An 18,666-nucleotide genomic window follows, 5' to 3' on the forward strand; every position below is an offset into this window, starting at 1 on the left:
CAAGGGAACCGCAACGCCGTTCCCGCGCAAAAGCGGCCGAGCCCCTGCTTTCAATGGCTTGTGGGGTTGGTGCCCCCTGTTCCCCGATCCTGCGTTGCGCCCCGAATCAATCAACAACGGGCGGGTAGAACCACTACCCGCTGCACGACGCGCCTTGTCTCGGAAAACAGGGGGCACCAACGCGGACGTGCGATTCAATCAGCGTCTCCCTAGGCCATCTGCTTTTCCTTGATCTCCGCCAGCTGCTTGCAGTCGATGCACATCGTGGCGGTCGGGCGTGCCTCGAGGCGGCGGATGCCGATCTCGACGCCGCAGGTCTCGCAGTAGCCGTAGTCCCCGGTGTCAATCTTGCGCAGTGCCTCGTCGATCTTCTTCGACAGCTTGCGCTCGCGATCGCGGGCACGCAGTTCCAGGCCGAACTCTTCCTCCTGGGTGGCGCGGTCGGCCGGGTCCGCGAAATTCGCGGCGTCCTGGCGCATGTGGCCCACGGTACGGTCGACCTCTTCGGCCAACTCCTGGCGCCATGCCCGCAGCAGGCTGCGGAAATGATCGAGCTGTTCCGGATTCATGTACTCTTCGCCGGACTTCGGCTCGTAGGGCGCGATACCTCCGGCAACCATGTGCTTGGTGGAGGGTTGGTCCTGATTCTTGTCGGCAGCCATGCGGGCATTCTCTCCGGCTGGAAAAATAAGGCGCACTTAGTATCAGAGACAGCTCGGCTGGGCAAGTCCCGTGCCAGTGTTTTTTGTGTGCAGCCTGGAGCGAATCCCACTTTATCAGCGACATACCCAGAGGAACCCGGATGCAGGAACTGAAGGCTTTGATCTTCGATGTCGACGGCACACTGGCCGACACCGAGCGCGACGGCCATCGTGTCGCCTTCAACAAGGCGTTTGCCGAGGCCGGGCTGGACTGGGAGTGGAGCGTCGAGCGTTACGGACAGTTGCTGCGCGTCACGGGTGGCAAGGAACGCATCCGCCAGTACCTCTCGGAGGAGCACCCGGAAGTCCTGGCCGAGCCTGGCATCGATCAGCGCATCCGCGATCTGCATGCGGCCAAGACGCGGCATTACGTGGCGCTGCTGGAGACCGGCGCGATCCCGCTGCGGCCAGGGGTCGAGCGCCTGCTCGACGAAGCGGCGGCCACGGGCCTGCGCCTGGCGATTGCCACCACCACGACACCCGAGAACGTCACCGCGCTGCTGGAGGCGACGCTGGGCGAAGAGGGCCCGTACCGATTCGAGGTGATCTCGGCCGGTGACGTCGTCCCGGAGAAGAAACCCGCCCCGGATATCTTCCAGCACGCCATGGATGCGATGAATCTCGCTCCCGAGGAGTGCCTGGCCCTTGAGGACTCGGACAACGGCGTGCGCTCGGCGCGGGGCGCGGGCCTGAAGGTCGTGGTGACCACGAACGACTACACCCGCCGGCAGGATTTTGCCGGTGCGCTGGCGGTACTCGACGGGTTCGGCGAGCCAGATCAGCCCGCAACCGTTCTGGAGGGTCCGGCGTTGCCGGGGCCTTGCGTGGACGTGACGGCCTTGCGCGCGTGGTGGGCGGCGGCCTGAGGGCCTGCGAGCACCGTATTCGTGCTGATGGGCGGCACAATGAGCTGGAGTCTCCGGAACCCGCCGGCCGCATGACGAGTCCACGGACTTGTATGGATGCAACAGGAGTTCGCGGGATGAGCAAGACGATATTGATGGTGGTGACCAGTCACGGCGAGATCGGCGACGGCCACGCGACCGGCGTGTGGTTCGACGAGTTCTCGGTGCCCTATGACCGCTTCCGCAAGGCCGGTTTCGAGATCAAGGTGGCCAGTCCCAGGGGCGGGCCCGTCCCGCTGGATCCCAAGAGCCTGGAGTCGAATCATCCCGGCCCGGCGGCCGTCGCCGCGCAGGAGGCCCTGGACGACACGATCCATCTCGATGAAGGCATGCACCACGATGCGTACGCGGCGATCTTCTTCCCCGGCGGGCACGGGACGATGTTCGATCTCCCGGAAAACCCGCATGTGCAGCGCCTGGTGGCCGAGTTTCTGGAAAACGACAAGGTCGTGGGTGCGGTGTGTCACGGGCCGGCCTGCCTGGTCGGCGCGATGCTGAAGGACGGCAGCCCGGCAGTGAAGGGGCGCAAGGTAGCCGCGTTCACCAACAGCGAAGAGAAGGCCGTACAGCTCGATCAGGCCGTGCCGTTTCTGCTGCAGGATCGTCTCGCCGAACTAGGTGGGGAGGTCGAGACCGCCGACGACTGGGCGGACCATGTGGTGGTGGATGGCAAATTGGTGACGGGGCAGAACCCGCAGTCCAGCAAGAGCGTGGCTGACGCGATCGTGCGCCTTCTGCGCGAAGCCGGCTGAATGGGTGCCGACGACGGGCGACCGGGGCCTTCTGGGCCCCGGTTTTTTTGCTCTATGCGTGAACCAGGTTCAAATCTTGGTTTTGATTCGGTAGGCTGCGCCGATGGGTACCGAGAACCGAAAGCAGCGCGAGCGCGAGGCGCGTGAGACCCTCTTTGTCGAAAAGGCCCACGAGCTGATCCGCTCGGAGGGGCTTCTGGCGTTGCAGATGTCGCGTCTGGCGGCCGCGTGCGAGTACGCGACCGGCACGCTGTACCAGCATTTCAACTCCAAGGAGGACCTGCTGGCGGCCGTCGCCACCCGGACGACGCGCCAGCGTGCCGAGGTTTTTCGGCGGATTCCGCGGCTGCCTTTGGGAACGCGTTCACGAATGCTGGCCATGGTGCTGGCCGATATCGATTTCGCGCAGGCGAATCCGGATTACTATCGCCTGACCCAGTTCGTGACGACAGAGGTGGTCTGGGCGAGTACGTCGGAGGCGCGCCGGGAGGAGTTGCTGGAGGCCGCGCAGCCCATCAGCGAGGCGGTGACCGTGATTGTTTCCGAGGCTCGAGCCAAACAGGACCTTCCATTGGCCCAGGAACTGGGAGAGGAAGAGATGGGGCTGGGCCCGTGGGCGCTCAATACCGGAATGCAGACTCTTGCCAATGCCCAGGGGCTGCTGGATGCCTACGATATCCACCGCCCGTATGAACACTTGATTCGCCACACCCATGCGCTACTGACCGGCTGGCGCTGGGAACCGCGGATCGATCCGGACGAACCCTCGGTCGTGCGTGCCGAGACGGAGCGGGTGCGCGCGGTCCTGCGCGAGCACATTCCCGAGGCAACTTCATGAGCAAACGATTCTTCCTGATGCTGCTGGGCGTAGCCCTGGTTCTGGGTGGCATCTTCGGTTTCAAGGCCTTCGTGGATCAGCAGATCGCGGAGTTCTTTGACGAAATGCCGGAGCCGACTGCGACCATCAATGCGGCGACCGTGGAAACCGATCGCTGGGCCCCGCAGCTGCGCGCGGTGGGGGATCTGGAGGCGGTGCAGGGCGCCACGCTGAGTTTCGAGGCGCAGGGCATTGTCGATCGCATCCATTTCGCCAACGGGGCCTTCGCCGAGGCGGGCGAGACGCTGGTCGAGCTCGACACCGAGCTGGACGAGGCGGAGCTGGAAAGCCTGCGCGCCGAGGCGCAGTTGTCCGCACGCGAGCTGGAACGGGCGCGGGGCCTGGTGCAACGCAACGATATCTCCGACTCGGAGTTCCAGCGCCGTGCCACCGAGGCGCAACAGGCGCAGGCGGCGGTTAATGCGCAGGAGGCGCGCATTCGCCAGAAGCGTCTGCGGGCGCCCTTTGACGGGCAACTGGGTATTCGCCAGGTGAACGAGGGCCAGTTTGTCGGCCCGGGCGACCCGATCGTGGTGCTGGAGTCCCTGGACCCGCTGTATGTGAACTTCACGCTGCCCGAACGCCGGCTGGCGAATGTCGAACGGGGGCAGTCGGTCGAGGTCACCGTTGATGCCTATGGAGAGACCTTCGAGGGGCAGATTACCGCGATCGAGCCACGTGTCCGTGCCGCTTCGCGAATGTTCCGCGTGCAGGCAATGATCACCAACGAGGACCATCGCCTGCGCCCCGGCCAGTTCGCCCGGGTCACGCTGCAGCGTGGCGAGCCGGAGGAGGGCCTGGTGGTCCCGCAGACGGCGGTCCGCTTTGCGCCCTGGGGCAACTCGGTGTTCGTGATCTTTGAAGACGATGACGGCGACAAGCGCGTGGAACAGCGCCTGGTGGAGATCGGCGAACGCCGCGGTGACCTGGTGCGCATCGTGGATGGTCTGGAAGAGGGTGACGAGATCGCGGTCAGCGGTCTGCTGAAGCTGCAGAACGATACCCCCGTGAAGATCACGGAGGATGCCCAGCCGGATGCCGAACGCGATCCGCGGCCGGCGAATCGCTGAGCGAGCCTGCGACGATGCGCTTTACCGATGTCTTTATCCAGAAGCCCGTGCTGGCCACTGTGGTCAGCCTGTTCATCCTGCTGTTCGGGGTGCGGGCGGTGTTCGACCTGAACGTGCGCCAGTTCCCCGAGGTGCAGAATGCGGTGGTCACGGTCAGCACCGCCTATATCGGAGCAGATGCGGACCTGGTGCAGGGATTCATCACCACGCCGATGGAGCGCGAGATCGCCGAGGCGGAGGGGATCGACTACATCGTGTCCAACAGCTTGCCGGGGATGAGTACGGTGCAGGCGTTCCTGGAGCTGGACTACGATCCGAACCAGGCGCTGACGCAGATCTCCGCCCAGGTGGACAAGATTCGCAGCGATCTGCCATCGGAGGCCGAGGACCCGGTGGTGGATCTCTCCGTGGGTCAGGACGTGGCGGCGATGTACCTGTCGTTCTATTCCGAGCGGCTCTCCAATAATCAGACCACCGACTACCTGATTCGCGAGGTGCAGCCGGAGCTGGCCACCGTCAACGGCGTGCAGCGGGCCGAGATCCTCGGCGATCAGAGCTTTGCGATGCGCGCCTGGCTGGACGCCAATCGCATGGCGGCCTATGGCGTTACCGGGCGTGACGTGCGGTCGGCGCTGGAGGGCAATAATGTCCTCTCCGCAGTGGGGCAGACCAAGGGCTCGATGGTGAGCCTGGACCTGACCGCGGATACCGACCTGCAGACCCCGGAGGCGTTCGAGCAGCTGATCCTGTTCGAGCAGGACGGCGACCTGGTGCGTCTTGGCGATATCGCCGAGGTGGAGCTGGGGTCGGAGAACTACGACACCTCGGTGCGCTTCAACGGTCAGGCGGCGACATTCATCGGCATCGAGCTGGCGCCGGATGCCAATGCTCTGGAGGTGATCGCGGATGTACGCGAGATCTTCGAGCAGCGCATCGAGCCGCGTTTGCCCTCTGGCCTTGAGGGCGAGATTGTCTATGACTCCACCGAATACATCGAGAGCGCGATCGACGAGGTGCTGACGACCATCGTGCTGGCGCTGCTGATCGTGCTGGTCGTGATCTATCTGTTCCTTGGCTCGTGGCGCAGCGTGTTGATCCCGGCGGTGGCGGTACCGCTATCCCTGATCGGGACCTTCATGCTGATGCTGCTGATGGGGTTCTCGCTGAACCTGCTGACGCTGCTGGCGATGGTGCTGGCAATCGGCATCGTGGTGGATGACGCGATCATCATGCTGGAGAACATCTCCCGGCATATCGAGGAGGGCATGTCGCGCATGGATGCGGCCCTCCAGGGGGCGCGCGAGCTCGCCTGGCCGATTGTCGCGATGTCGACCACGCTGGTGGCCGTCTTCCTGCCGCTGGGCTTCATTGGCGGCCTGACCGGTACGCTCTTTATCGAGTTTGCGTTCACCCTCGCGGCGACGGTCGTGATCTCGGGGATTGTCGCGATCACGCTCTCGCCAATGATGTGTTCGAAGATCCTGCGCGATGGTTCGGTCGAGCGACGCGGGCGTATCGAGTCGTGGCTGGACGCTCGCTTCGACCGCCTGCGCGAGCGCTATCGCCGACGCCTGCATGGGGCACTGAATGACCGCTTCACGGTCGCTGCCTTCGGTGCCATCGTGCTGGTGTCCTGCTACTTCCTGTTCGTGACCTCGCAGACCGAGCTGGAGCCGCAGGAGGACCAGGGTTTCGCCTTTTCGATCATGGAGGGCGACGCCTACATGGGGATCGACTACCTGGAGCGCAACACCGCGCTGACCGACGGTTTTTTCGACCGCATCCCCGAGCTCGACAACATCTTTATTGTGAACGGATTTGGGGGCGGGCCCGGCATGGCCGGGGCGACCAACCAGGCCCTGGGCGGTTTTGTGATGGCGCCCTGGGATCAGCGTGAACGAACGACTGCCAAGATCCTGGAAGAGGACCTTCAGCCGGCGCTGGAAGGGTTGCCAGGGCTTGAGGTATTCGCGATCCAGCCACCGCAGCTGCCGACCCCGGGGCAGGGCGCACCGGTCAGCGTCGTGTTCGGTTCCACCAGTTCGTTCGAGGAGTTGAATGAACTGAGTCAGGAGATCAAGGACCGGGCAATGGAGACGGGTCGGTTCATCTTTCTCGATACCGATCTCAACTTCGACCAGCCACGGGTGGATCTGAAGATCGACCGCGAGCGTGCCTCGCAGCTTGGCATCGACATGGCGACGCTGAATGCCGACCTGGCCACGTATCTATCCGGCGGGTACGCCGGGCGGTTTGCGATGGAGAACCGCAGTTATCGCGTGATCCCGCAGGTGCAGCGCTCCGACCGCCTGACGCCGGAGCAGCTGGAGGAGCTGTACACGCGCACCGCGGACGGCGAGCCCGTACCGTTGTCCAGCATCGTGACGCTGGAGGAGACGGTCACGCCGCGCCAACTCAATCGCTTCCAGCAGCTGAACGCGGTGACCCTGCAGGGGGTGCCACGGCCCGGCGTCACGCTCGGGGAGGCGCTGGACATCATCGACCGGATTGCCGCCGAGGTGCTGCCGCCGGATGTGAACGTGGACTATGCCGGCGAGTCGCGGCAGTTGAAGGCCGAGGGTGGGGATCTGGTCGTCACGTTCTTCTTCGCGCTGGTCGTCATCTTCCTGGTGCTGGCCGCGCAGTTCGAGTCATTCCGTGACCCCTTGATCATTCTGACCACGGTACCGATGTCGATTGCCGGTGCCCTGATCTTCATCAGCCTGGGCGTGACCTCGCTGAACATCTATACACAGGTGGGTCTGCTGACCCTGATTGGACTGATCGCCAAGCACGGCATTCTGATTGTCGAGTTCGCCAACCAGTTGCAGCGTCAGGGGCGCCCCTTGCGCGATGCGATCGAGGAGGCGGCCAGCCTGCGTCTGCGGCCCATCCTGATGACCACCACGGCGACCGTGGTGGCGATGGTGCCGCTGCTGATGGCCACCGGTGCGGGGGCCGGTTCGCGCTTCGCAATGGGTCTGGTGATTGCCGCGGGCATGGCGATCGGCACGTTGTTCACGCTGTTCGTGGTCCCGGCCATCTACACCTATGTCGCGCGCGATCACTACGCCGACACGCTGGAGGCGCAGGAGGCCGACGCAGGTCCCGCCTGATCTTCGCTGCGGTCCCCCCGGCAGAGGGGGCAAGGGCTCCGATCACGCTGTGGCCTAAAAGGCATGCATTGACTGCGGTCATGGACTACAATCAGCGACCGCATTCCCGGCTGAGGCTGCCGAGCAGGCGCCGGGCGCTGATGCGAACAGAACCCCCATGCCGCTGCGCGGAACTCTGCGGAGCGGCCCTTCTATAAACGAAAGTCTATTGGTCGTATCTAGATTATTTATTTGTTATTAGCAGTGCGCCTTCCTAATCTAGGCGACCGTCACGATTAACCAACGCGTAGGAGAAAGCCACATGGCCGCCAAGAAGTACTCCGCGGGCGTCAAGGATTACCGCGAAACCTACTGGATGCCGGAATACATGCCGCTGGATACCGATCTGCTGGCATGTTTCAAGATCACCCCGCAGCCGGGCATCGACCGCGAAGAAGCCGCGGCCGCCGTGGCCGCCGAGTCCTCCACCGGTACCTGGACCACGGTGTGGACCGACCTCCTGACGGACATGGACTACTACAAGGGCCGTGCCTACTCCATCGAGGACGTGCCGGGTGATGACGAGTCCTTCTACGCGTTCATCGCCTACCCGATCGACCTGTTCGAAGAAGGCTCGATGGTGAACGTGTTCACCTCGCTGGTCGGTAACGTGTTCGGTTTCAAGGCCATCCGTGCCCTGCGTCTGGAAGACGTGCGCTTCCCGATGGCCTACGTGAAGACCTGCGGTGGCCCGCCTTCCGGTATCCAGGTCGAGCGCGACAAGCTGAACAAGTACGGCCGTCCGATGCTGGGCTGCACCATCAAGCCGAAGCTGGGTCTGTCCGCGAAGAACTACGGCCGTGCCGTGTACGAGTGCCTGCGTGGCGGCCTCGACTTCACCAAGGACGACGAGAACATCAACTCGCAGCCGTTCATGCGCTGGCGTGATCGCTTCGAGTTCGTGCAGGAAGCGACCGAAAAGGCCGAAGCCGAAACCGGCGAGCGCAAGGGTCACTACCTGAACGTCACCGCGCCGACCCCGGAAGAGATGTACAAGCGTGCCGAGTTCGCCAAGGAAATTGGCGCGCCGATCATTATGCACGACTACATCACCGGCGGCTTCTGTGCCAACACGGGTCTGGCCAACTGGTGCCGCGACAACGGCGTGCTGCTGCACATTCACCGTGCGATGCACGCGGTGCTCGACCGTCATCCGAAGCACGGTATCCACTTCCGTGTGCTGGCGAAGATCCTGCGCCTGTCCGGTGGTGACCACCTGCACACCGGCACCGTGGTCGGCAAGCTGGAAGGCGACCGTGCCGCGACCCTGGGCTGGATCGACCTGCTGCGTGAATCCTTCATTCCGGAAGACCGCTCGCGCGGCATCTTCTTCGATCAGGATTGGGGTTCCATGCCGGGCGTGTTCGCCGTGGCCTCTGGTGGTATCCACGTCTGGCACATGCCGGCCCTGGTTTCCATCTTCGGCGACGACTCTGTGCTCCAGTTCGGCGGCGGTACGCTGGGCCATCCGTGGGGCAACGCCCCGGGTGCGGCAGCCAACCGTGTGGCGCTGGAAGCCTGTGTCCAGGCGCGTAACGAAGGTCGGGACATCGAGAAGGAAGGCAAGGACATCCTGACTCAGGCGGCGCAGCACAGCCCCGAACTGAAGATCGCCATGGAAACGTGGAAAGAGATCAAGTTCGAGTTCGACACCGTCGACAAGCTGGATACCCAGCACAAGTGATCGTCCGAGCACGGGCGGCGCTAGCGCGCCGTCCGTGCCCAGAAAGAACCAGAGCACAGGATTACCGACATGTCTGATATCCAGAACTTCAAGCAGTCGCAGAAGTACGAGACCTTCTCCTATCTGCCGGAGATGAATGCCGACCAGGTGCGCAAGCAGATCGAATACTGCCTCGCGCAGGGCTGGAACCCGGCGATCGAGTACAGCGAAAAAGAAAACGCCATGGCCCACTACTGGTACATGTGGAAGCTGCCGTTCTTCGGCGAGCAGTCCGTCGAGGCGGTGCTGCAGGAGATCGAAGAATGCCGTCGTGCCAACCCGGGCATGATGGTGCGCTTCATTGCGTACGATAACTACGCCCAGAGTCAGGGCATGGCCTTCGTGGTCGACCGCGGTCGCTAAGACCCCGGTTCGGTGGAGGCCGGGTGTCTGTGGCACCCGGCCCGTCCATCAAGCGTTATTACCGTTGCTGCCGCCAACTGTAAGGAAGTGCCATGAGTAATCCGACATCCGCGTCTGAAGGTCTCTCGGGTCGCGAACTCGCCCGGGAACGGCGCAAGGCCATGTCTCATAATGGCAAGGCTGCCGTGAAGCCGACCGGCCAAACCAAGGGAACGTCGCGTTCTGCCGCGGCCGCGCAAAAGGCGCGCCAGGCTCAGCGTGTTTCCGAACCGGCCCCCCAGGCGCGGGAGCCGGAGTCGCACTCCAGCGAATCTCAGCCGTCGACCTCGTTCGAGGTCGGCAGCAGCGCACCTGCGCGCCGCCCGGAACCGGGCGCGCACGCCGGTGCCTCGAACGGCCGCCAGGCCGCTCTTGAGCGCCGCCAGAAGATGGCGCGCCAGGGCAAGAAGGCCGTCGGTCGTTCCAATACCCGTGCGCGGGCCCTGGGCGGTTTGGCCCGTGGCGGTTCCGACCGTTCGCGACAGCTCGAAGCGCTGTCGCAGAACCAGGGTATGGAAATCGACTGTTCCAACATGAGCGGGCGCGAAATCTGCCGCCTGCGCCGTCAGGCGCTGGCGACCGATGGCAAAAAGGCCATGGCCGCCGAGCCGCGCCGTGAAGACCTGCTGAAAGGCGAGGGTTCCTTCGCGCCGTCCGCGCAGGAAGAGAAAAAGGGCTGTGGCTGTGGTTGCAAGGACGAGAAGTCCGGGCGCGACGACACCTATAGCTCGGCCAGCGCCGAAAGCGACACCGTCGTGGAAAGCGGCCTCGACCAGCTGTGCGACAAGGTCGAGTCCGGTGGCGAGTCCGCGGGTCCGCATCCGATGATCTCCGAGGTCCGCGCGATCTGCATGGCCCGCCGCGAGGCGATGGCCCAGAACGGCAAGCGTGCGACCAAGCGCCGCTTCAACGGCTCCAAGGGTCGCGGTGCCATGCCGCAGGAAGGCTCGTGGAAGGCCGCGAAGCGCAAGGGTATGTCCACTCGCGAGGTGGCACGCCAGCGTCGTGAAGAGCTGTGCACCATCGGTCGAGGTTCGTCCGATCCGGGTCGCCCCTGTGGTCGTCCCCGTGGTCAGACGAGCGAAGCACCGCCGAAGGTAGAAGAGGGCACGACCCTCGCCGGTGGCCACATCAGCGGCACGCAGGTCGAGGCGACGCGCAGCGTCACCGGCGCCGAAGCGGGCAGCTGCTCGAATATTACCGGGACCGAGTACCTGGGTCTCGAGCACTACGAGCGCTACTGCAATGTGCGCCCGAGTGCCAATCCGGCCAAGGTGGGACACTCCCACACCAGCCGCGGCCAGGAAGTCAGTGGTACCGAGGTCGGGCGCTCTGCGCGAGTGACCGGGGACGAATCCGGTTCCTGCGAGGCGATCACCGGTACCGAATACCTGAGCAGCGAGCAGTACGAAGGCTTCTGTGGCACCCGCGCGCCGTCGAGCAAGCCGCGCACCAGCGTGATGGTGACGCGCCACGGCGAGGGTGTCTCCGGCACCAGCGTCGGTCGCAGCCCGCGTGTCACCGGCGACGAATCCGGCTCCTGCCGCGACATCACCGGTACCGAGTACCTGAATACGCAGGCGAGCGAGGTTCCGTGCAACACGGGAAAGTCCAACGGAGCGCCGATCAAGGTCGGCGTCATGCATACGCTTCGCGGTCGTGAATTGACCGGGACCGAAGTCGGGCGCTCCTCGCGAGTCACGGGCGACGAATACGGCAGCTGCAAGCCGGTCACCGGGACCGAATACATCGGTACGGAACAGTTCAAGGGCATGTGCGGTACCCGCCCGGAGCCGACGCCGGCCAAGGTGCAGGAGCTGCACACGATGGAAGACCAGAGCGTAACGGGCACGGCCGTGGGCCGCAGTCCGAAGGTGACCGGCGACGAGTCCGGCTCCTGCCGCCCGCTGACCGGTACGCCGTACTACAACCAGGCCGATTTTGGTGACCTGTGCGAGCGTCCGGCCGCCGGTGGCGTGTCGAAGGTGGGCGTGATGCACACGCTGCGGGGTCGGGAAGTCTCCGGCACGCAGGTTGAGAGCTCGCTGCGCGTAACCGGTGACGAGTACGGCGGCTGCAAGCCGATCACCGGTACCGAGTATGTCGGCTCCGAGCATTACGATGCCTTCTGTGGCTCCCGCCCACAGGCCGGTCCGGAGAAGGTTTCCGTGAGTCGCACCTGGAACCAGCAGAACGTCTCGGGTACCTCCGTAGGGCGCTCCGCAAGGGTCACCGGGGACGAGTACGGCGCATGCAAACCGGTGTCGGGTACGCCTTATATTGGCGCTGACCAGTACGAGGCCTACTGCGAGCCGCGCGATATGCAGACGGCGCAGACCCGCGTGGCCGAACGCCACGCGACGCCGGGGCATCCGGTTTCCGGGAGTCAGCCGGGTTACGACGAGCGCGTGACGGGCACCGAACGCGGTGCATGCCAGGACGTGTCCGGTGCGCCGTATGTCGGGGCGAACGAATTTGCCGCGACCTGTCCGACGGCCGTTGGCAGCCTGCACCCGCGGCTGCGCCCCGAAGGCCAGGCTGCTGTATCCGCGCCGGTGGCCGAGGTCCCGGCCCATGCGATGCCGAATGACGGCTTCAGCGTTCAGAGTCCGGCCCGCGAGGCGTGGGCGCGCCGCGAACGTCGTGTGACGGGTACCGCCTACGGCGCTTCGGGTGGCATCACCGGCCCGATCAACAAGGCGACGGGCTTGGTGTCCGGGACCGAAGAGTTTCGTTATCAGCCGGATCGTCACCAGCCGGTACCGGCTCAGGCCGACGACGCGGCCAAGATGGGCGCCGAGCGCGTGACCGTTAACGGTAGCAGCAACGGTGTGACGATTACGGGTGATGACTGGGGCCGTGGGAGCAGCGTGACCGGCACCGAAGGGTTCGCCACGCGTCGTAACGCGACGCAAAAGGGCAACCCGCGGGGTGAAGGGCGCAGTGCCTATGCCAATCGCGAGCTCGAGCGCAAGGAAGTGCCGATGAGCAAGATCACAGGTTCCTCCGGGAACAGTGGCAGCGGTTCGCTGGTGACCCTGTCCGGCGGTGCCCGCGGCTAAGCGGCGAATAAGGAGGCGATACGACCACGATGGTGCGCCGAGGCCGCCGCAAGACTTCGCCCTTTGGCACGCGTTACGCGACGCCACGGGGAAGTGCCGTCCGGTCGCCGGTAGCACAAGGTGCCAATTCGGTGGCTGCGCAACCGCTGGTTAGCGCGGTGCCGCCGAAGGCGCCGGAGCCGCTGGATGTGCCTTCTGTGTTGAAGCCCGGGCATCCCCTGGCGGATGTTGCCGACAACGAAAGGCTGTATGCGTTTGAAAGCGGCTTTCGCGATCGGTTCGCGAATCTGGTGCCGGTACTGAAAGAGGTCCATGCGCTGCAACACGAGCGGGACTTCGAGGAAAAGGCGCAACGGATTGTGGAGGATAACCTCGGCTATCGGTTGCCGGAACGCGTCCTGGAAGATGCGTGGATCAACGATCTGGACACGCGCGAACTGTACCTGCACGGGACGTTCGAGCTGTTCGATCAGCTGGTCAATGAATACTGGGCGGGTCGGGATGACCTGGTGGACGAGGCGGAACGCGCGATTGCGTATTTCCTCGACTGCGATTTCCACGAAGTGGACATCTCGCCCTGTTCCGACGGGCGGCTGTTGAGCCTGCGGCGCTTCATCCTGCGCCTGCCGGATCTGGCCGTTCGAGTGAAGAGTTATGCCGGGGCGCAGTTCGACATCGAAGAGGATGTCCGCCACTGGACGAAACGCGAGCTGTTGCGGTTCCGCGAAGGACGGCCGACGACGGCGGATGTGCCGAGTCGCTACCTGAAGATCGCGGCGTATCACTACAGCAGTGCGGACCCGCACCACCAGGGGTGCGCGGCGCACGGCAACAGCGAACGGGATGCGGCGGATGCCGCGCTGCGACAGCTGCGGGCGTTTCGTCAGGCGATCGAGAACACCTACTGCTGTGGGGCCTCGGTCGACACGCTGCTGATTGGTGTGGACACGGATACGGATGCAGTGAAGATCCATATCCCCGACGCCGATACGCGGATGAGTCTGTACCGCTTCGTGGATAGCGCGAAGGTGTATCGGGAGACGCAGGACCTGGACGGCCGTGAGGCGGAATTGCGCGTGTATCAGGCGATCCAGGACGCGATCCACCAGCAGGGCTGGGGTCACGGCAACGGGGCGCCGCACGAGGGGATGCTTCGACTGATCTCCCGTCTGCTGCTGAACAATATTTCGCAGCTCGATTACGTGGCGCGCTACCACAACGGGCATTACGCCGATGTGGGCCACCGCGAGCGAGTGATCATCGTCGGCCAGGAAGTCGAGGAGATGCAGGTACGCAACTTTGCCTACTTCGCGCACCTGGAGACGATGGAAGAAGGCGCCCACGGGATGGATGTGGGGGTGAACAAGATCTTTCGGCAGCTGAATGTCGAGCGGGGCCTGCCGGTACCGGTGGTGATCCATTACCGCTACGACCGCAAGGTGCCGGGGTCGCGCGAGCGGGTCGAGGCCCGCTGCCGGCGGATTCGCGACCAGATCATGGCGCGCTACCGCGAACTGGCCGAGAAGGGCCTGATCGGGTGCCACATGGTGATTCGCGACAAGCGCAGCGGCAGCCAGTTGGAACCGCTCGCCGGGTGAGCTAACGGGACACGGAATGAAGATCTGCAAGGTAGAGAAGACGCTGGTTTCGACCAACCGGATCCGGGATCTGGGTCACCGTCCCTTGCTGGTGGTCCAGGAGAAGGCCGGCGGGCCGCGCACGGTCGCGGTGGATGCGGTCGGTTGTGTTCCCGGGGATTGGGTGATCGTGGTCGGCTCGTCCGCGGCGCGCGAGGCGGCCGGCAGCAAGGAATACCCCAGTGACGCGACGATCGTCGGGATCATCGATTACTGGGAGGAGCAGTAGCTCCATGGAAATTATGCAGGTGCAGGACGAACTGGTGGTGACCCGTCGTGTGGACGGTCTCCAGACCATGTCGCTGCGCGTGCTGGTGGATCAAAAGGGTGCGCTCAGCGTCGCCGTGGATCCGGTTGGTGCACACCCGGGCAACTGGGTGTTCACGATCTCTGGATCGGCCGCGCGCTACGCGCTCGATGACCCCAAGGTGACAACCGATCTGACGATCGGCGGCATCATCGACCACTGGGACGATGGTGGCAGGAAAGCGGAAGGGTCGACGAACAAGGCTGGACAAGACCAGACCGATGCACAGCGCTCTGCTAGTGCCCACAAGGCGGCTTGAGCGTCATTTTAATTGGAAAAACTGTAACTCCAGGAGAAAGAGAAATGGCAACTGAACGTTTTGGTGTGGCGCTGGGCATGATCGAGACCCGTGGTCTGGTGCCGGCGATTGAAGCCGCTGATGCGATGACCAAGGCCTCGGAAGTGCGCCTGATCGGTCGTCAGTTCGTCGGTGGTGGTTACGTGACCGTGCTGGTCCGTGGCGAGACCGGCGCCGTGAACGCTGCGGTGCGTGCCGGTGCGGATTCCTGCGAGCGTGTGGGTGACGGCCTGGTGGCTGCGCACATCATTGCCCGCGTGCATTCCGAAGTGGAAAGCATCCTGCCCGAGCAGGTTGAAAAGTAATTCATCAGTAACGCTTGATAGGAGTTAAGTAATGGCTAGCGAAAACTTTGGTGTGGCCCTCGGCATGATCGAGACCCGTGGTCTGGTGCCGGCGATTGAAGCTGCCGATGCGATGACCAAGGCCTCGGAAGTGCGCCTGATCGGTCGTCAGTTCGTCGGTGGCGGTTACGTGACCGTTCTGGTGCGTGGCGAGACCGGCGCTGTGAACGCTGCGGTGCGTGCCGGTGCGGATTCCTGCGAGCGTGTGGGTGACGGCCTGGTGGCTGCGCACATCATTGCCCGTGTGCATTCCGAGGTGGAAAACATCCTCCCGGAAAAGCCGTAAGTCCCTGCGGCGGATAAACGCCGCCGCGGCCAAGCGGCCCGGCGGCCCGTTTGTAAAAGAGGTTAGCAATGGCGAGCGAAATTTCTGGTGTGGCCCTGGGCATGATCGAGACCCGTGGTCTGGTGCCGGCAATTGAAGCGGCGGATGCGATGACCAAGGCCTCGGAAGTGCGCCTGATCGGTCGTCAGTTCGTCGGTGGTGGTTACGTGACCGTGCTGGTCCGTGGCGAGACCGGTGCCGTGAATGCGGCGGTGCGTGCCGGTGCGGATTCCTGCGAGCGTGTGGGTGACGGCCTGGTGGCTGCGCACATCATTGCCCGCGTCCACTCCGAAGTGGAAAGCATCCTGCCGAAGGCCCCGACCGCCGACGGCTCGGCCAGTTGAGGCAACCTCGATGGCGGATCCGCGGATCGTGGGTTACCTGAACCGCGCGGTGGCGCATGAGCTGTCCGCGGTGCAGCAGTATCTGGCCCAGGCGCGATTGACCGCGATGTGGGGCATGAGCGATGTCAGCGAATGCCTGCGTCGGGACGCTCAGGAGGAACTGGACCATGCGGATCGATTCATGACTCGCATGTTTCACCATGGGGTGGCCCCCAACGGGAGCCAGCTGGCGCCCGTGCGGCTGGGGCGCTCGATGGCCGAATTGCTGGAGCGCAACCGCGAACTGGAGATGGAGGCCGTGCGCCTGTATGACGAGGCGGCGGTCTACTGTCGACGCGTGGGCGCGGCGGCCGATGCCGAGTTGTTCGAGGGAATCCTCGAGGAAGAACTCGAACATGTGCGCGAGATCGACGCACAGGAAGTCGCGGCCCGCTAGGGGTACGCCTGTCCAACGTTCTGGAGTAGTGCATGGCGGATAGCGATCTCGTGGTGCCGGCCGGCTGGGAGCCGGGCAAGGGCTCTTCGGCGACCATCAGCAAGCAGTTCACCTTCGACCGTTACGGCATCACGCGCGAGTTTCTCGATCGGGTGGCCGAGTTGTCGGAGGAGGATGGCTATCATCCCAATATCAGTTTCGGTACGACGTATGTGAACATCACCATTGATGCGCGCGACGGCGACCGGATTGGCGAGGCGGATCAGCGTTTCGCACAGGAGGTGGATCGGCTGGCCAGCGAAACGACTGGCTGATCGACCATCACGTCAGAGGCTACGGGGCTGGTGCGGCCAGTTCCTGCCCAAGGAGGCTGATACGTGGGTTCCCGGGTATTCGCGGTAGTCAATCAGAAAGGGGGTACCGGCAAGACCACCCTCTCCATGAATCTCGCCGCCGGTCTAGCGCGTCGAGGACGCACCCTGGTGGTCGATGCGGATCCGCAGGGATCGGCCGGGCAATGGGCGCGGATGTCCTCGGATGACCGTCCCTTTCCCGCCTCCGTGTTCTCCGTCGCGGGGCCGCTGGATCGCGAACTCAAGGCGCTGCGCAAGGACTACGATCACATCGTGGTCGACTGCCCGCCAACCCTGGAGGGTGGGGCGGTGAGCGCTGCGCTCGCCGGTTCGGATGTCGTGTTGATCCCCGTTCTGCCATCCCCCGTGGATCTTTGGGGCAGCGTCCGGATGGGGCGCGGTCTGGAGGAGGCGCAGATGAAGAATCGTTCGCTGCGCCCCTATGTCGTGGTCAACCAGCTCGAGGTCCGCAGTGCGCTGTCGCGTGCGATGAAGCATGCACTGATGGAGATCGACATCCCCGCCCTGGAGCAGTCGCTCCGCCGGCGGGCCATCTACCGGCGCTCCGCGCTGGAAGGCTGTTCCGTGTACGACCTGGGCAAACCGGGCGAACCGGCGGCGGCCGAGATCGAAGCCATCATCGAGGAGGTGTCGCAATGAGCAATCTGCAAGACAAGCTGGCGGCCGGTGTGCGCAGCGCCCGGGAAGACCAGAACAAGGACAACAACGCCGCGGCGGCCAGCGCGCCGAAAAAAGACACCAGTACGACCCCCGCGAGCGCGCAAACGCATCAGGCGGCCAGCACCAAGGCAGCCGCCACGAAAAAGGCCGCGACGCCAAAAAGCACGGGGCGCAAGACGGCGACCCGCAAGGCTTCGACAGCCAAGCGCAAGGCCCCGGCGAGGAAGCCAGCCGCACAGACCGCACGCAAGACGTCAGCCACGAAGACGGCGGCCAAGAAGTCCAGCGGGTCCGGCAGCAGTCGCGGAGGCCGCACCACCGCCGAGCTTGATCCGGGCAAGGCGAAGGCGACGGCCGACGAGCCGTGGAAGAACCTGCACCCGAATCGTATCTGGCCGGACTGAGTCAGGGCGTTTCGGGGCCGGGGCTGGTCGGGGTGCTGGGCATCCCGTCCCCCGGCCTTTTTTGATTGAGGAGTCTGGGCAATGCAAGACGATCTGCGCGATCACCTGATCACGGAAGAGCCGTATTACCAGCCGGTCGCGGACGAGATCGAGCTGTACGAGGCGGCGTATTCGGTGCGCATGCCGATGATGCTGAAGGGTCCGACGGGCTGCGGGAAGACCCGCTTCGTCGAGCACATGGCCTGGAAGCTCGGCAAGCCGCTGATTACGGTCGCCTGTAACGAGGACATGACGGCTTCCGATCTGGTCGGGCGTTATCTGCTCGATGCCGACGGTACGCGCTGGCAGGATGGTCCGCTGACCCTGGCCGCGCGTCACGGGGCGATCTGCTATCTCGACGAGATTGTCGAGGCCCGGCAGGACACCACGGTGGTGATCCACCCGCTGACCGACAACCGCCGCGTGCTCCCGCTGGAGAAGAAGGGCGAGATGGTCCAGGCCCATGCGGACTTCCAGGTCGTCATTTCCTACAATCCGGGCTACCAGAGCCTGATGAAGGATCTGAAGCAGTCGACCAAGCAGCGTTTCGGTGCACTCGATTTCGACTACCCCGATCACGAGACCGAGGCGAAGATCGTCGCCCACGAGGGCAAGATCAACGAGGAGATGGCCGGCAAGCTGGTCAGCGTGGCCGAGCGCGCGCGCAACCTGAAGGGCCATGGCCTGGACGAGGGCATCTCCACCCGCATGCTGGTATACGCCGCCTCGCTGATCGCCAAGGGCGTGGAGCCCCTGGGGGCCTGCCGCATGGCACTCGTGCGCCCGATCACCGACGATCCGGACATGCGCGACGCGCTGGATTCGGCCGTCACCACGTTCTTCTAGCGCAG

General features: G+C 64.4%; 20 protein-coding genes. 19 read left to right on the forward strand and 1 reads right to left on the reverse strand.

Annotated features, from left to right (window positions below):
- Nucleotides 1–209: 209 nt before the first annotated feature.
- Nucleotides 210–662, reverse strand: coding sequence for an RNA polymerase-binding protein DksA (gene dksA / locus F579_RS0101105; RefSeq protein WP_019024651.1), 453 nt, complete (start codon nt 660–662; stop codon nt 210–212).
- Nucleotides 663–802: 140 nt separating this feature from the next.
- On the opposite strand from dksA, the gene F579_RS0101110 reads away from it, so the two are divergent.
- From F579_RS0101110 to F579_RS0101200, 19 genes are all read left to right on the forward strand, one after another.
- The gene (locus tag F579_RS0101110) at nt 803–1,567 is read left to right on the forward strand and encodes an HAD family hydrolase (RefSeq protein WP_019024650.1); all 765 of its coding nucleotides are present in this window, start codon (nt 803–805) and stop codon (nt 1,565–1,567) included.
- A gap of 116 nt (nt 1,568–1,683) precedes the next feature.
- Complete coding sequence (locus F579_RS0101115; RefSeq protein ID WP_019024649.1) at nt 1,684–2,358, forward strand: type 1 glutamine amidotransferase domain-containing protein; 675 nt, start codon at nt 1,684–1,686, stop codon at nt 2,356–2,358.
- 103 nt (nt 2,359–2,461) lie between these two features.
- Complete coding sequence (locus F579_RS0101120; protein ID WP_019024648.1) at nt 2,462–3,196, forward strand: TetR/AcrR family transcriptional regulator; 735 nt, start codon at nt 2,462–2,464, stop codon at nt 3,194–3,196.
- Nucleotides 3,193–4,305, forward strand: a complete 1,113-nt coding sequence (locus tag F579_RS0101125) for an efflux RND transporter periplasmic adaptor subunit (RefSeq protein WP_019024647.1) — start codon at nt 3,193–3,195, stop codon at nt 4,303–4,305. Before F579_RS0101120 ends, F579_RS0101125 begins: the two co-directional genes overlap by 4 nt.
- Before the next feature lie 14 nt (nt 4,306–4,319).
- Entirely contained in the window at nt 4,320–7,421 is a 3,102-nt protein-coding gene (locus tag F579_RS0101130) for an efflux RND transporter permease subunit (RefSeq protein WP_019024646.1), read from the forward strand.
- 301 nt (nt 7,422–7,722) lie between these two features.
- A complete protein-coding gene (locus F579_RS0101135) occupies nt 7,723–9,144 on the forward strand; it encodes a form I ribulose bisphosphate carboxylase large subunit (RefSeq protein ID WP_012982269.1) in 1,422 nt (473 codons plus the stop codon).
- Nucleotides 9,145–9,213: 69 nt separating this feature from the next.
- On the forward strand, nt 9,214–9,546 hold the full coding sequence (locus F579_RS0101140; RefSeq protein ID WP_012982270.1) for a ribulose bisphosphate carboxylase small subunit: 333 nt from the start codon (nt 9,214–9,216) through the stop codon (nt 9,544–9,546).
- Between the two features lie 161 nt (nt 9,547–9,707).
- Nucleotides 9,708–12,647 carry a CsoS2 family carboxysome shell protein gene (locus tag F579_RS0101145; RefSeq protein ID WP_019024645.1) on the forward strand — a complete coding sequence of 980 codons (2,940 nt, stop codon included), beginning with the start codon at nt 9,708–9,710 and terminating at the stop codon, nt 12,645–12,647.
- Between the two features lie 182 nt (nt 12,648–12,829).
- Nucleotides 12,830–14,245, forward strand: coding sequence for a carboxysome shell carbonic anhydrase (locus tag F579_RS0101150; protein WP_026301075.1), 1,416 nt, complete (start codon nt 12,830–12,832; stop codon nt 14,243–14,245).
- A gap of 16 nt (nt 14,246–14,261) precedes the next feature.
- Complete coding sequence (locus F579_RS0101155; protein ID WP_012982273.1) at nt 14,262–14,513, forward strand: carboxysome peptide A; 252 nt, start codon at nt 14,262–14,264, stop codon at nt 14,511–14,513.
- A gap of 4 nt (nt 14,514–14,517) precedes the next feature.
- A complete protein-coding gene (locus F579_RS0101160; RefSeq protein ID WP_012982274.1) occupies nt 14,518–14,850 on the forward strand; it encodes a carboxysome peptide B in 333 nt (110 codons plus the stop codon).
- A 44-nt stretch (nt 14,851–14,894) separates the two neighbouring features.
- A complete protein-coding gene (locus tag F579_RS0101165; RefSeq protein WP_012982275.1) occupies nt 14,895–15,194 on the forward strand; it encodes a BMC domain-containing protein in 300 nt (99 codons plus the stop codon).
- 31 nt (nt 15,195–15,225) lie between these two features.
- Nucleotides 15,226–15,519 (forward strand): BMC domain-containing protein, encoded by a 294-nt coding sequence (locus F579_RS0101170; RefSeq protein WP_012982276.1) that lies wholly within the window; start codon nt 15,226–15,228, stop codon nt 15,517–15,519.
- Nucleotides 15,520–15,587: 68 nt separating this feature from the next.
- Entirely contained in the window at nt 15,588–15,902 is a 315-nt protein-coding gene (locus F579_RS0101175) for a BMC domain-containing protein (protein WP_012982277.1), read from the forward strand.
- Between the two features lie 10 nt (nt 15,903–15,912).
- Nucleotides 15,913–16,338, forward strand: coding sequence for a bacterioferritin (locus F579_RS0101180; protein ID WP_019024643.1), 426 nt, complete (start codon nt 15,913–15,915; stop codon nt 16,336–16,338).
- A 32-nt stretch (nt 16,339–16,370) separates the two neighbouring features.
- A complete protein-coding gene (locus F579_RS0101185; RefSeq protein WP_012982279.1) occupies nt 16,371–16,652 on the forward strand; it encodes a 4a-hydroxytetrahydrobiopterin dehydratase in 282 nt (93 codons plus the stop codon).
- Between the two features lie 63 nt (nt 16,653–16,715).
- Nucleotides 16,716–17,351 carry a ParA family partition ATPase gene (gene parA, locus F579_RS0101190; protein ID WP_019024642.1) on the forward strand — a complete coding sequence of 212 codons (636 nt, stop codon included), beginning with the start codon at nt 16,716–16,718 and terminating at the stop codon, nt 17,349–17,351.
- Nucleotides 17,348–17,776 (forward strand): hypothetical protein, encoded by a 429-nt coding sequence (locus tag F579_RS0101195; RefSeq protein WP_019024641.1) that lies wholly within the window; start codon nt 17,348–17,350, stop codon nt 17,774–17,776. Before parA ends, F579_RS0101195 begins: the two co-directional genes overlap by 4 nt.
- An 81-nt stretch (nt 17,777–17,857) precedes the next feature.
- Entirely contained in the window at nt 17,858–18,661 is an 804-nt protein-coding gene (locus F579_RS0101200) for a CbbQ/NirQ/NorQ/GpvN family protein (RefSeq protein ID WP_018138843.1), read from the forward strand.
- Nucleotides 18,662–18,666: the final 5 nt, after the last annotated feature.

This window comes from Thioalkalivibrio sp. ALJ21 (assembly GCF_000378605.1).
Taxonomy (GTDB): domain Bacteria; phylum Pseudomonadota; class Gammaproteobacteria; order Ectothiorhodospirales; family Ectothiorhodospiraceae; genus Thioalkalivibrio.